Consider the following 13,418-nt stretch of genomic DNA (forward strand, 5'->3'; position numbering starts at 1 on the left):
TCCGTTGAGGAACATCGAAAGGAGGAGCAGCGATGGGAGAGCCGGTAGGGCTGCGACAACGGGGCAATCCGCCCACGCGTAAGCCGGAGTCCTGGACGCCCGACCTGCTCGAGAAGGTCGCCTGGCGGGTGCAGGCGGCGAACGAGCCCTTCCGGGGAGTAGCCACTTCGGGCGGCATACAGTCGGGACTGTTCCCACTGCGCCGTACTCGCGCGGACGTCCGCAAGGTGTACCGGGCGGCGGAGGAGTACCTGGCGGGCATGACGGACAAGCAGCTCGCCGAGGGCCGTTTCCCCATGGACGACGTGAGCTGGCGCCACTGGAACAACGGCGCCCGGTACTTCCTGCGTCACGGACTCCTGCTGGAGGATTTCGACGACGCCGGGCGTGAGCGGGCCATGAACGTCATGCGCGAGAGCCTCAGCGCGTACGGCTACGGCCAGATGGTCGACCTGATGCACCTCAACCTCACCATCGGTGAGCTGAGTGACAACACGCACGGACTCAACGAGTGGCTGTACTGGTTCTCCCTCTACGGGGAACCGGAGAAAGGCGGCCCATGGGGGTGGCAGCTCGACGGACACCACGTCAACGTCAACTGCGTCTTCGTCGGGGACCAGATGGTCCTCACCCCTTCCTTCCTCGGAGCCGAACCAGTGATCGCTGGTGGCGGGAAGTACGCCGGAACCGTGGCATTCCGGGGCGAGGAGGCGCTCGGGCACGAGCTGTTCACCCAGCTCGACGGCCGGCAGCGGGAGCGGGCCGTCATCGCGGACACACAGCCGCAGGAGCTGTTCGTCGGAGCCTTCCGGGACAACTGGGAGCTCGACTACCAGGGCCTGCGTCTGAGTGAGATGTCCCCCGGCCAGCGGGAGACCGCCATCCAGCTCCTCGGCCTGTACGTGAACCGGGCCCGCGAGGACCAGGCGCGCACGCGCATGCAGGAGGTGCTGGTCCACGAGGGAGACACTCACTTCGGGTGGGCCGGCGACCCCGACGGCACCTTCTACTACCGCTTCCACAGCCCGGTGATCATTGTCGAGTTCGAGCACATGCCCGGCGTGCTCTTCGACAACGACTACCACTCGCGCCGACACATCCACACCATCGTGCGCACTCCCAACGGCAACGACTTCGGCGTCGACCTGCTGCGCCAGCACCACGAGCGGCACCACCAGCACGGGCGGCACCATCACCCGGCCGTACACCCCGACCGGATGACTTGAGTCGCCCGCCGGGCCGTGCGGCGCGGGGAGCGGAAACGACGCCGGTGCTCGCTTCATCGATGCCTGCAAAGCCGGGCGGATCGCCTGATTGACCGAACCGGCCGGCGGGAGACCGTGCCGGCACGTCCCGGCGCCTGTGTCCGGCGCTCATCCGCAACGGCGCCTGACCACTCGGTCCCTCCGAACAGACCCGCAGGAGGTCATGATGGATTCCAACGGCTTCGACGACGACCCGAGCCGGATGTCGCTGAGCCGGCAGAGTCAGGCCTACGAAGGACTGCGCTCGCTGCTGCTGTCGGGGAGCGTCGAGCCGGGAACCCGGCTCACCGAGGCCGACCTGACCCGGATGTTCAGCGTCTCGCGCAGCACCATGCGATCGGTTCTGGTCCGGCTGACCCAGGAAGGGTATGTCACCAGCGAGGTCAACAGGGGGGTGCGGACCCGCAGCTTCTCGGTCGAGGAGGCCGCGGACATCCTGGAGGCGCGCGAGACGCTGGAGTCCGCTCTGGCGGGCAAGGCCGCCGAACGGGGCACCGATGAGGAGATCCACGGACTGCGCCGCACACTGGAGGCGATGGAGGACTGCCAGGCCCGCGGAGACGCGACGGGCTACTCCCGGGGGAACCGGCGTTTCCACCAGCAGGTGAAGGAGGCCGCCCACCAGCAGACCCTGGCCCGGGCGTACGACACCCTGCTGTACCCCCTGGTGATGCGCCAGTACCGCAACCCCTCCGCGCCCCACCCGCGCACCGGATCCCTCGAGGAACACCAGGCCGTTCTCTGGGCCGTCGTTACGCGCAATCCCCAGGCGGCGGCCGCCGCGATGCTCCATCACGTCGGCAGCGCCAGACGGGCACTGCTGCTGCACGCGCAACAGGAGCGCAGCGCGCCCCTGACGACGGACACCTAGAGGGCTGTCGTTCATTCCCGCGCCTGACGAACGCTCTACGCGCCGGCTGACGAACTGTGCGTCACGGACCAGAAAGAGAGACCATGCACCAGCGTGTGAAGACCGAAGCGGGACTGGTGGAGGGGATACCGGGGCGGGACCGGTCGATCACCGTGTTCCGCGGCATCCCCTACGCGGCCCCACCGGTCGAAGAACTCCGCTGGAGGCCACCCCGCCCCCCGTTGCCCTGGACCGGGGTGTACAAGGCCAACAGGTTCGGCCCGATGTGCCCGCAGGTGCCGGGTTCGGAGCTGGACGGCAACACCCTGCCGATGAGCGAGGACTGCCTGCGCCTCAACATCTGGACGGGAGCGAGTCCCGCGGACGAGCGGCCGCGTCCGGTGCTCGTCTGGATCTACGGCGGTGGTTTCCGCGTCGGCACGGGCGGCAACCGCCGCTACGACGGTGAGGCACTGGCCCGCAAGGGCGTCGTGGTGGTGACATTCAACTACCGCCTGGGTGCCTTGGGGTTTCTGGCCACACCTGAACTCAGCGAGGAGTCCCCGCACCACGCCTCCGGCAACTACGGACTGCTCGACCAGATCGCGGTGCTGGAGTGGGTCCAGCGCAATATCGTGCACTTCGGCGGCGACCCCGACCGGGTCACAGTCGCCGGGCAGGCGGCCGGCGCCGGATCGGTCAACTTCCTCGCCATGTCACCGCTGGCCAAAGGGCTGTTCCACCGGGCGATAGCGCAGAGTCACGCCCGCCACTCCCGCGATCTCGAACTGCGTTATCTGTCACCGTCGTACCGGATCCTGGCCGACGCCGAGGCCGCCGGCGCCCGGTACGCGGCGGCGCGCGGCGCGCGCACCCTTCGACGACTGCGGACACTGCCCTGGCAGAAGCTGGTCGAAGGGGACGCCTCCGCGGTCGACGACACCGTCGAGACCGGAAGTTCGGCCAAACCGCCGCTGTTCCGTCCCGTCGTCGACGGCTGGGTGATTCCGCACGGCTACGAGGAGACGTATGCCAAAGGACTGCAGAACGACGTCTGGTACCTCGCCGGGAACAACCTCGACGAGAGCGGGGCGGTACCGGAGAGCCTCTTCCAGGCGTACCGATTGGCCGGCAGGAAGACATGGCGGCCGGGCGCGCCACCGGTCCACGTGACACGAGAGGACTACGTCGCCGCGTCCCGTCTCAAGTTCGGCGCGATGGCGGAGGAGTTCCTCCGGCTCTACCCTGCACACACGGACGAGGAAGCGGCGCACGCCCATTGCGCCGCGGTCCGCGACAATGCCAGGATCTCCACCTGGCTGTGGGCGAAGGACTGGGCCCCACACGCGAAGCGGCCCGTGTACACGTACTTCTGGACGTACGCCAGCCCGACAGCGGGACAGGGCGCCCGCCGCGCCTCGCACGGCTCCGAGATCGACTTCGTGCTCGGCAATCTCCACCCCGACCGCGCCGAGTGGACCGACGAGGACCGCGACATCGCCGAGACGATGAGCGGCTACTGGGCCAACTACGTGGCCACCGGCGACCCCAACGGACCGGGACTGCCGCACTGGCCCGCGTGGACACCGGACGCCCCGGCGGTCATGGAGGTCGGTGCGGGCTTCGGACCGATCCCCCTGGCCGACCCGCCCCGGTTCGACTTCTGGCAGCGCCATTTCCGTAACCAGCATGCTTGGTGACAGGAGACCGTTCATGACACACGACCACCCCACCGCCCGCCCGGCCCGCCATGGCCTCCGGCCCCGGCCCGGCGGGAGCCGACGGCTTCTCGCCGCGGCTTCGGCCGCCGTGATCGTCCCGGCGCTGCTCACCGGCTGCGGCAGCGGCTCCGCCACCACGACCACCTCGGACGGGCTCACCCAGATCACGGTGGGTGGCGGAGGCAGCATTTTCGACACGCCGCTGCACGTCGCCGACGCCCAGGGCTTCTTCAAGAAACAGGGCCTGAAGATGAAGTTCGTGACCCTGACCGCGTCGACCGGCCCCTCGGCGCTCCAGTCCGGCTCGGTGCAGTTCTTCGACAGCAGTCCCACCGGGTTCGTCACCTCCCTCTCCAAGAATCTTCCGCAGATCGCGGTCTCCACCGACGGACTGGGCAACCCGCTCGGCCTCGTTGTGAGCAAGGACTTCGCCAAGGACCACGGCCTGACCGCGAAGACTCCCGCCGCACAGGTGGCGGAGGCACTGTCGGGCTCCACCGGCGGTGCCAGCTCGGCCAACACCAGGGCCGAGGCCGGCATCTTCCTGAAGAAGTACGGCGTCGACCCCGACAAGAAGGTCAAGTGGGTCTCGCTGCCGAGCCCGGCCGCCGACAAGGCCGCCATCAACAGCGGCCAGATCGACTGGTTCCTCACCTCCGAACCGATCCCGCTGCAGATCCAGGACGCCGGTGACGGCATCCTGGTCGCCGACCCGGTCAAGGTCCCCCAGTGGGCCGCCGAGCAGGCCGGCTACGGGCAGCTGGTGGTGACGCAGAAGAGCTACGCCGCCGAACACCCCGACATCGTGAAGAAGTTCGTCACGGCGGTTCAGCAGGCGACCGCGTACATGAGCAGCCACCTGAAGGACAGCAACGACAAGACGGTGCTGAAGGCGGCGCAGAAGGCGCTGAAGGGTGTGCCGGACAACGTGGTGGAGGACAGCCTCAAGCAGGTCGGATGGCCCGCGGACGGCTCGATGGACGCCGCGGGCTGGAAGAAGACCATGGCCTTCCTCGACAGCCTGGGAACGCTCCCCGAGGGCGCGAAGGTCACCACCGACAACTGGACCGACAAGTACCTGCCGTAAGGCGGCCGGTGCACCGCGCCCGGCCAACCGGAAGGAGCAGACGATGGCGACTGCCACCAGCAGTGCGAAAGGCAAGACCGAGGTCGAGAAAGCGACCCCCACAGGAGACGTCAGGAACAGTGCGTGGCGGAAGACCGCCCTGGTCGTGGTGCTGCGTATCGCGGTCATCGCCTTGTGCCTGATCCTCTGGCAGGTGATGAGCGGTCCCGTGCTGCCGGAGTACGCCGTCAGCAAGCCCACCGACGTGTCGCACGCCCTGTGGGATCTGCTCGGCTCGTCGACCGGATGGATCGACATCAAGGCGACGGCGATCGAGATCCTGGCGGGCTTCGGGATCGGTGTGGCCATCGGCACCGTGATGGGCCTGGTGCTGGGCTCGGTCCCGCTCGCGGGCCAGGTGCTGGAGCCGCTCATCGCGGCCGTCAACGGCATCCCCAAGATCGCGCTCGCGCCGCTGTTCCTGCTCTTCTTCGGCATCGGTCCCATGTCGAAGATCACGATCGCGGCCGCGGGTGTGTCCTTCGTGGTCTTCTACAACGTCTACCTGGGCCTGCGGCTGAGGGAACGCGAACTCGTGGAGATCGTCCAGGTCATGGGCGGGCGCCGGCATCACGTCCTGAGCTACGTGACGCTCCCCACCCTGGCCGCGCCGTTCTTCGCGGCGCTCAAGACGGGTGGACCACTGGCCATCCTCGGCGTCATCGGCGGTGAGTTCATCGCCTCCACCGAGGGAGTCGGCCACGAACTGTTCACCGCGGCCACGAACCTCGACGCCCCGACCGAGTTCGCCGGCCTGATCGTCCTGGTGGCGATGACGCTGATCCTCAACGGAGTGCTCAGCGCCCTGGACACGCTGGCGCTCAAACGCCTCGGCCTGGGTGACCGACGGTCCCGCCGCAAGACCGTGAGAGCCGGGGGCGCTCCCAGGGAGAGTGCGGTCCGCGGGTAGTCGCAGCCCGCATCGCGCAGCCTGGAAGCACCGGCACCTCGCCGACGACCGCTCCGCCGGAACACCCACCAGCGGGGCGTCGCCGTCACTGCTCGTCGGCACCGTCCGTGTGACGCCGATGAACGGCCGTCACTCTGCTCCGGGACCGGCGGACCACACGCGTGGTTCGAGGTGTGCTCCGCCGCCGGTCACGCCAGGTGCGTTCCGAAGAACTCGGTGAGTTTGGTGACGGCAGGCGTGACGTGTTCGTCCCTGTCGTACAGGTCGATGTGAGTGGCGCCGTCGATGACGAACAGTTCCTTGGGCTCGGCCGCCTGCTCGATCGCTTCCCGGCTGAAGTAGGCGGTCTCCGCCTCCGAACCCACGATCATCAGCAGAGGGCGGGGCGCGATGAGCCGGATCATCGCGTACGAGTCGTACTGCGCGAGCTGGTCGACGCTGCGCAGCACCCATCCCTGGACCGCACGGGGGTGGTGTCCACGCGGGGTGCAGTAGAACTCGTACGTCTCCCGGAACTGCCGGGTGGCATTCTCCAGGAGGTCCTGGGCGTTGTCGGGGATCCACGCCACCATCTCCGGGGCCGCGCCGCGTGCCTCGGCGGTACGCGCCGCCGCGGCCCGGTCGAGCAGGGCAGTGAGGACCGCCGGGTCCTGAGTACGGCCCAGCCCTTCGCGGATCACGGAGCCCATGTCCCCGGCACTGACCGTGGCGACGGCCTTGATGCGGTGGTCGGTCTGCGCGGCGTAGGGGACGTACCCGCCGGACGCACAGATGCCCAGGGCGCCGATCCGGTCCGGGTCGATGCAGTCGCGGGTGGTCAGGTGGGTCACGGCGGACTTGATGTCCTCGGCCCGCTGGAAAGGGTTCTCCAGGCCTCGCGGCTCGCCCTCGCTCTCGCCCTGGTAGGCGGCGTCGAAGACGAGCGCGGCGAACCCCTTCCGGGCCAGACGCTCGGCGTAGACACTCGGGCTCTGCTCCTTGACGCCCCCGCCCGGATGGGAGATGACAACCGCGGGCTGCCGGGCGTCGGAGTGGTCGTCCGGGGTGAAGAGAACCCCGGCGAGGGCGAGACCGTTGCTGGGGAAGGTGACGTCGGTCTTCACGGTATGTCGCTCCTGGTACGGGTGGGACTGGGAGATGGCCGCGGACGGCGCGGATTCCTCCAGGCCGTCCTCGTCGTCACCGACACTCGCACCCGGCACGGGGAGGGGGTAAGGGGCTTCTTCCGTCCCAGGACAGAGCTGTCCTGGGACACGGCAGGCCCACTGTCGCAGGGGCGGCAGGCTGTCACACTTGCGGCTATGAGCAGCAGCAACGGCCACGTCAGCGAACTGGGCGCCTTCTTGAAGGCGCGGCGCACGGAGCTGAGCCCGGCCGAAGTGGGACTGCCTGACGCGAGCGGGAGGCGCAGGGTCAAGGGTCTGCGCCGCGAAGAGGTGGCGTCGCTGGCGTCGATCAGCCCCGACTACTACACGCGCCTGGAACAGGGCCGCCGCCAGGCCTCCGAACCGGTACTCGACACCCTCGCGCGTGTCCTGCGTCTCGACGAGGGTGAGCGGGCCTATCTCTTCGAGTTGTCCGGGCGCGACGCCGCCCGCCCGCGCCGACGCACCTCGCAGAAGGTCCAGCCGCAACTGCGGCGCCTGCTGGACGACCTCTCCACCACGCCGGCCGTCGTCCTTGGCCGGCGCACGGACATCCTCGCCTGGAACGCCATGGCGGCCGCCCTGTTCACCGACTTCGCGCGGATTCCGGAGAAGCACCGCAACTTCGTACGCCTGGTCTTCCGTGAACCGGCCGTCCGAGCCCTGTACGCGGACTGGGAGTGGGCGGCACGGATGACCCTGGCACAGCTGCGCATGGAGGCCGTCCGCGATCCCAAGGATCCACGGCTCGCCGAGCTTGTGGGCGAACTGTCGCTCCAGGATCCCGACTTCCGGCGCTGGTGTGGCACGCACCGGGTCGCCGCCCAGAGGTCAGGCACGAAAGTGCTGAACCATCCGGTCGTCGGCCCGCTCACCCTCGACTGGTCCTTCCTCACCTCCACCGACGATCCCGACCAGCAGGTCATCACGCTGACCGCCGAGCCCGGAACGACCAGTCACGACCGCCTGCGCGACCTCGCCGCACGGACCGCGGCAGCCGCCGACCGCCCAGCGGGAGACCGGTAGCTGCTGCGGCCGGGTGGACGAGTGTGCATGGATGTCGTCCGGAGAGAGGATCAGGCCCGGGCGGGGTGCTCGGCGGCGACGTCGAGGATCCAGGTGACGCCGAAGCGATCGGTGAGCATCCCGAATGCCGGGGCCCACGGGCTCGGGCCGAACGCCTCGACGACCGTCGCGCCGTCGGCCAGGCGTTCCCAGAACGCGCGGACCTCCTCGACGGTCTCGCCGCTGACGGAGACGAAGAACGGCTCGTCGGTGAGGGTGGTGCCGTTCTCCCGGCGGGTCGTGGGGGCGTCCTTGGTGACCGGAGCGTCTTCGCCCGGTACGTCGTAGGCCATGACCCGGAACCCGTTGTCGGCGGTGACCTGCCCGAACACCACCTTGGCGGCGTCGGGCGACTCGGCGGGCATCCCGAAGTCGCCGTAGGTGGCGACGGTGAGCTGACCGTCGAACACCGACTGGTAGAACTCGAGGGCCTCGCGGGCCTGGCCGCGGAAGTTCAGGTGGGTGACAGCGTTTACCGACATGGTGATGCGGTCCTTCTTGACGTGGCTTCGGCGCCGGGGGTTCCGGCGGCGAGCGCGACTCTGTCACCAGTGCCGGACAGGGAATGTCCGCCACTGGGAACGACGCGACCACAATCACGGGGCCTGCCGCCGGGGCGGCGGTCGCGATTCATCCCGGGGGCTGACGTTCGCCTTCCGTGGATGCGCGGATCTGCTCGGCGTGGCGGGTGAGGGTGTCGATGCGGGTGATCAGTTCCGACTGGTCGGCTGCAAGGTGATCGCGTGCCCGGGCCAGTGGGCCGATGAGTCCGCCGGCGTCGTTCTGGCCGAGTGCCTGCAAGAGGGGGGTGCGGGCTTCGGCGGGGAGGCCGGTGAGAGCGGTGACCTGACCGGCGAGCTGGCGCAGGTCACCGGCGTTGCCGCGGGCCCAGGCGGTGACACTGCGGTCCGCGGCGCGGCGGTCCCGGGCGGCCTGGACGCGCTCTTCACCCGTGCTGCCGGGTGCTCCGGGGCGCAGGCGCAGATAGCGGCGTTCGGCGGCCTGCCGGCTGGCGACCCCGAGCGGACGCGCGAGATCGGCCCAGCTGGCTCCCGCGGAACGTGCGGTCTCGATCAGCCCCGTCTCCCAGCCCGCGAGACGGGCGCGGACCTGGCGCAGGAGGAGCAGCGCGGCGAGCGCCTGGTCGGAAGTGACCTCGCAGCCGGGCTGCTCGGCGGACCGGGGCGCCTGGGCGGTGTGGACGGCCTCCTCGATCGCCGCCAGCGCCGCCTCGGCGGCGAAGAACGACGGGGGCTGCGCGTCGGCTTCCTGGGGGTCTGCGGTCATGGCTCACCTCCACCCATGGGAGCGTCATCGATTGGATGACGCCTTCGCTTGTCATCGTTTCGATGACATGCTACAAGAAATACAGGAAGCAGCGCATGAGCGGTTCTGCGTAGTGGAGGTGTTTCACGATGCTGATGCGCACCGACCCGTTCCGTGAGTTCGACCGGCTCACCCAGCAGCTGTTCGGCACCACGTCCGGCACCTGGTCGCGTCCCACGGCGATGCCGATGGACGCCTACCGCGAGGGAGACGCCTACGTCATCGCCCTCGACCTGCCCGGCGTCGACCCGGACGCCATCGACATCGACGTCGAGCGCAACATGCTGACGGTCAAGGCCGAACGCCGGCCCGTCACCAGGAGCGACGACGTGCAGATGGAACTGTCGGAGCGCCCTCTGGGCGTCTTCTCCCGGCAGGTGATGCTGGCCGACAGCCTCGACACCGAGCACATCAGTGCCGACTACGACGCCGGCGTGCTCACCCTGCGCGTCCCGATCGCCGAGCGCGCCAAGCCGCGCAAGATCTCCGTCGGCGTCGGCGACGGGCGCAAGGAAATCTCCGGCTGACACCTGCCCACCGCGGCGACGGAGGGCGGAACGGGTCTGTCCGCCGCGTCCGCCCTCCGTGCGCCGGTACCGGGCTTCCGGGCGAGGAGGATCACCATGGCGATGCACTGGGACGTGTTTCTCGACCAGATACAGGAGCGCGGCGAGTACGAGACCCGCGCGGAGGCGGACCGTGCCGCCCGCACCGTGCTGGGGCTGCTGGGCGCCCATCTGGTGGGCGAGGTGCGGGCGGAGCTGGCCGCCCGGCTCCCGGAAACCTTCGCCCTGATCCTCCTCAACCCGCTCCAGGCCGCCGAACCGCTCTCCGCCGAACGGTTCGTGCGCGCCACCGCGGCCTGGATCGACGGAGCCACCGAACAGACAGCGGCCTGGGACGTCGGCGCCGTGCTCAGCGTGACCGCCGACGCGGCGGGCGACGAACTGGTCCGCCGTGTCCTGCTGCAACTCCCGCCCGGATACGACCTGCTCTTCGGCCGGCCGCAGAGCGGCGCGTCCTTCGCCGTATCCGCCGACTGAGACCTGACGGGCCCTCAGGAACCCGCCGTACCACCGACACGACCCACGAGCGAGAAAGGCACCCTTCACCGATGCAGACCAAGACGGCCCCGGAGACGGTCACCACGAGCCCGGCTCCGTCGTATCCCCGGATGCTGGAACAGGTCCGCTACAACGGCGCCTACCCCACCCGGGAGCGGGCGGAGGAAGTCGTCCTGGCCGTCCTGGCAGCCCTCGGCCGCCGCATCACCGGCGAGGAGCGCGTCGAACTGGCCGCCCGCCTTCCCCGCGAGGCCGCCGAGATCTTCGCCGCCCAGATTCCCGGAACCGACTCGATGACCGGGTGGGCCTTCGTCCGGGACCTCGCCACCCGTACCGGCGGCAGCCTGGCCACCACCCGCTGGGACGTCGGCTCCGTCCTGGGCGTCGTCGCCACTCTCGCCGGCCCCGACCTGCTCGACCGCATCCTCACCCAGCTCCCGTCCGGCTACGCGATCCTGTTCGGCCGGGCGGAACTCACCCAGGCAGCCTGACGTTTCCCCGCGACCCTTTCAGGACACCGGCGCCGGGCTCGGGGCCGCGTGCTGCTCCCCGGCCGCCGGGGTCCTGCGGCCGCGCAGCCCGGCCAGTGTCACGAAGAGGAGGCCGAGCACCGCCCACGTGCCGAGCGTCACGATCGGCGTGACCGCGCCGCTGCCGTCGAAGAAGGCCACGGAGCGGAGCAGGGTGCCGCCCGCGCCCGGCGGCAGCAACTGGCCGATGGCGCCGACCGGTTCGGGCAGCAGCTCCGGTGCCGACGCCACGCCGGACCACGGGTTGCCGAGCAGGACGACGAGCAGGGCGCCGACGCCGATGCCGGCCCGGCCCAAGAGGGCGGCGAACCCTGCCACCGCGGCACCCGCGGCCAGCGCCATCAGCCCGAGCGCCCCGGCCTCCGCCCACCAGTTGCCCGTGAGCACGCCCAGCCAGCTGTCGGCGATCGCCGCCGCGGCCAGCCCGACCAGGGCGGCGGCCCCGATCAGCGCGGTGGCCGCGCGTACGCCGCGCAGCCCCAGCAGGGTCACCAAGGAACCCGCGGCGACACCGGCGAGCGCCAGGGGCAGCGCACTCGACCCGAGTACGGAGCCGCGCGGGTCGGCCTCGGGTGCGGCCACGACATCAACCGTCTGGAGCCGGCTTCCGGACGGCGCCTGGTGCGCGACGGCACTGCTCAGCAACTGGGCGACCACGGGGCCCGCGGCGCTTGCGGTCAGCAGCTTCGGGCCCTGCGGGGTGACGACCACGGCGCCGTAGACATGCCGGTTCTCGATCGCGTCGCGGGCGGCGGACTCGTCGTCGTAGCGGTGGACGTCGAATGCTCCGTCCTGTCGTTCGAGCTGCTGCTGAAGGGGCGCAGCGGCGGACGCGGGGCCCGCGACGCCGACGGGCAGGTCGTGCGGGGCCATCCGGGCATTGGGCCAGGCGAACGCCCACAGGGCCACGGCGATCGCGACCGGCACCATCACGATCACCACGAGCATCTTCCGGGCCGCGGGCAGGGGCGGCCGGGCAGGGGCGGGGGCTGGAGCGGACATGTGCGGACCTCTGCGTCAAAGAGAAGGATCGTTCGTTTTCACCAGTCTCACTGTTGCTCCGCCGTTCGACGCTTGTCAAGAAGGAACGTTCGCTTTACGTTGGGCCCATGGCCCGTGTATCCCAGGCGCACCTCGACGCCCGCCGCCGCCAGATCCTCGACGGTGCGGCCCGTTGCTTCGCCCGCAACGGCTTCCACGCCACGTCCATGCAGGACGTGCTGCGCGAGGCGGGCCTGTCGGCGGGCGCGGTCTACCGGTACTTCCGCAGCAAGGAAGAGATCATCGGGGCCATCGCCCGGGAGTGCTTCACCACCGTCCGCGCGGCCTTCGACGACGCCTCGCGCGAGACCCCGCCACCGCACCCGGACGTGATCGTCGGTCGCGTCCTCCACCAGGTGTACGCGGGTCCGGCCGGTTTCACCCAAGGAGACGGGCAGACTTTCGCCCGGCTGATCCTCCAGGTGTGGTCCGAAACCCTGCGCAACGACGAACTCGGCGCGATTCTCCGGGACGGCTTCAGCCATCTGCGCGAGGGCTGGACGGAACTTGTCGAGAGCTACCAGCAGGCCGGGCTCGTGCGGGACGACATCCCCGCCGACCACATGGCACACACCCTGATCGGGGCCGTCCAGGGCTTCATCGCCCAGCAGGCGCTGTTCGGCGGGGTCGACGTCGAGGTGCTCCGCAACGGACTGCGCGGAATCATGTCCATGGGTGCGACGGCGAGCGCCGCGGGCGCGGGGCGTGCGGGCTGACGCCCTCGAAGCGCCGCCCGCAGAGATCGCCGAACACCCACCCTTCAGTAGCTGTCGTAACTCGGCTCCCCGCTCGGCCGGTACACGCCCACGACGGTGCCGCCCTTCGTCGTCGAGACGCTCACCGGCTCCAGCGCCGTGGGGACCGCACCGTCGGCGAACAGCCGCTTGCCGGTGCCGATGATCACCGGATGGATGGTCAGCCGGTACTCGTCGACGAGGTCGTGCCGCATCAGCGTCTGGGCCAGGTCGCCGCTGCCGACGACGTTGATGTTGCCGCCGTCGGTCGCCTTGAGTCTGCGAACGGCCTCGGCGACGTCGCCCTCCAGCAGGGTGGAGTTCTGCCAGTCGACGGACGTCAGGGTCCGGGACGCCACGTACTTGTCCATGCCGTTCATCCGGTCGGTGAACGGGTTGCCGGGGTCGGCGGTCGGCCAGTACGCCGCGAAGATCTCGTAGGTCTTGCGGCCGAGCAGCATCGCGTCCGAGTCCTCGTACCAGCCCGCGATGGCCGTTCCGACCTCGTCGTCGTCCACCGGCTTCTGCCAGCCGCCGTGCCGGAACCCGCTCTCGGCGTCCTCGTCCGGACCCCCCGGGGCCTGCATGACGCCGTCCAGCGTCAGGAACGTGCAAACGATGACCTTGCGCATGGTGCGCTC

At 69.9% G+C, this 13,418-nt stretch carries 15 protein-coding genes; 10 read left to right on the forward strand and 5 right to left on the reverse strand.

Features of this window, described 5'->3' with window-relative positions; all coding sequences use genetic code 11:
- The first annotated feature begins 32 nt into the window (after window positions 1-32).
- The 5 genes from K7854_RS19280 (at window position 33) to K7854_RS19300 (ending at window position 5,872) form a co-directional block, all read left to right on the forward strand.
- A complete protein-coding gene (locus tag K7854_RS19280) occupies window positions 33-1,226 on the forward strand; it encodes a DUF3500 domain-containing protein (protein WP_226027775.1) in 1,194 nt (397 codons plus the stop codon).
- A gap of 202 nt (window positions 1,227-1,428) precedes the next feature.
- Window positions 1,429-2,136, forward strand: coding sequence for a GntR family transcriptional regulator (locus K7854_RS19285; RefSeq protein WP_226027776.1), 708 nt, complete (start codon window positions 1,429-1,431; stop codon window positions 2,134-2,136).
- A gap of 83 nt (window positions 2,137-2,219) precedes the next feature.
- Window positions 2,220-3,815, forward strand: a complete 1,596-nt coding sequence (locus K7854_RS19290; RefSeq protein WP_226027777.1) for a carboxylesterase/lipase family protein — start codon at window positions 2,220-2,222, stop codon at window positions 3,813-3,815.
- A gap of 13 nt (window positions 3,816-3,828) precedes the next feature.
- Window positions 3,829-4,923: an ABC transporter substrate-binding protein gene (locus K7854_RS19295; protein ID WP_226027778.1), complete on the forward strand. Its 1,095-nt coding sequence runs from the start codon at window positions 3,829-3,831 to the stop codon at window positions 4,921-4,923.
- A 43-nt stretch (window positions 4,924-4,966) separates the two neighbouring features.
- A complete protein-coding gene (locus K7854_RS19300) occupies window positions 4,967-5,872 on the forward strand; it encodes an ABC transporter permease (RefSeq protein WP_226027779.1) in 906 nt (301 codons plus the stop codon).
- Window positions 5,873-6,060: 188 nt separating this feature from the next.
- Here K7854_RS19300 and K7854_RS19305 read toward each other — a convergent pair whose 3' ends face one another.
- Window positions 6,061-6,975 (reverse strand): alpha/beta hydrolase, encoded by a 915-nt coding sequence (locus K7854_RS19305; protein WP_226027847.1) that lies wholly within the window; start codon window positions 6,973-6,975, stop codon window positions 6,061-6,063.
- A 198-nt stretch (window positions 6,976-7,173) separates the two neighbouring features.
- Between K7854_RS19305 and K7854_RS19310 the strand changes: the two genes are divergently transcribed.
- Window positions 7,174-8,043 (forward strand): helix-turn-helix domain-containing protein, encoded by an 870-nt coding sequence (locus tag K7854_RS19310; protein ID WP_226027780.1) that lies wholly within the window; start codon window positions 7,174-7,176, stop codon window positions 8,041-8,043.
- 50 nt (window positions 8,044-8,093) lie between these two features.
- Here K7854_RS19310 and K7854_RS19315 read toward each other — a convergent pair whose 3' ends face one another.
- Window positions 8,094-8,564, reverse strand: a complete 471-nt coding sequence (locus tag K7854_RS19315; RefSeq protein ID WP_226027781.1) for a VOC family protein — start codon at window positions 8,562-8,564, stop codon at window positions 8,094-8,096.
- A gap of 148 nt (window positions 8,565-8,712) precedes the next feature.
- Window positions 8,713-9,369, reverse strand: a complete 657-nt coding sequence (locus K7854_RS19320; protein WP_226027782.1) for a type III effector protein — start codon at window positions 9,367-9,369, stop codon at window positions 8,713-8,715.
- 128 nt (window positions 9,370-9,497) lie between these two features.
- Here K7854_RS19320 and K7854_RS19325 point away from each other — a divergent pair, with 128 nt between their 5' ends.
- From K7854_RS19325 to K7854_RS19335, 3 genes are all read left to right on the forward strand, one after another.
- Window positions 9,498-9,935 (forward strand): Hsp20/alpha crystallin family protein, encoded by a 438-nt coding sequence (locus K7854_RS19325; protein ID WP_226027783.1) that lies wholly within the window; start codon window positions 9,498-9,500, stop codon window positions 9,933-9,935.
- Window positions 9,936-10,031: 96 nt separating this feature from the next.
- On the forward strand, window positions 10,032-10,451 hold the full coding sequence (locus tag K7854_RS19330; RefSeq protein WP_226027784.1) for a DUF2267 domain-containing protein: 420 nt from the start codon (window positions 10,032-10,034) through the stop codon (window positions 10,449-10,451).
- Window positions 10,452-10,522: 71 nt separating this feature from the next.
- Window positions 10,523-10,963 carry a DUF2267 domain-containing protein gene (locus K7854_RS19335; RefSeq protein ID WP_226027785.1) on the forward strand — a complete coding sequence of 147 codons (441 nt, stop codon included), beginning with the start codon at window positions 10,523-10,525 and terminating at the stop codon, window positions 10,961-10,963.
- A gap of 18 nt (window positions 10,964-10,981) precedes the next feature.
- Here the strand turns inward: K7854_RS19335 and K7854_RS19340 are convergent, their stop codons facing one another.
- Window positions 10,982-12,004 carry an ABC transporter permease gene (locus K7854_RS19340; protein WP_226027786.1) on the reverse strand — a complete coding sequence of 341 codons (1,023 nt, stop codon included), beginning with the start codon at window positions 12,002-12,004 and terminating at the stop codon, window positions 10,982-10,984.
- Between the two features lie 107 nt (window positions 12,005-12,111).
- Here K7854_RS19340 and K7854_RS19345 point away from each other — a divergent pair, with 107 nt between their 5' ends.
- On the forward strand, window positions 12,112-12,759 hold the full coding sequence (locus tag K7854_RS19345) for a TetR/AcrR family transcriptional regulator (protein ID WP_226027787.1): 648 nt from the start codon (window positions 12,112-12,114) through the stop codon (window positions 12,757-12,759).
- Window positions 12,760-12,803: 44 nt separating this feature from the next.
- On the opposite strand, the gene K7854_RS19350 is transcribed toward K7854_RS19345, so the two are convergent.
- On the reverse strand, window positions 12,804-13,409 hold the full coding sequence (locus tag K7854_RS19350) for a dihydrofolate reductase family protein (protein WP_226027788.1): 606 nt from the start codon (window positions 13,407-13,409) through the stop codon (window positions 12,804-12,806).
- Between the last annotated feature and the right edge of the window lie 9 nt (window positions 13,410-13,418).

The sequence above is a fragment of the Streptomyces hyderabadensis genome (assembly GCF_020404845.1).
Lineage (GTDB): Bacteria > Actinomycetota > Actinomycetes > Streptomycetales > Streptomycetaceae > Streptomyces > Streptomyces hyderabadensis.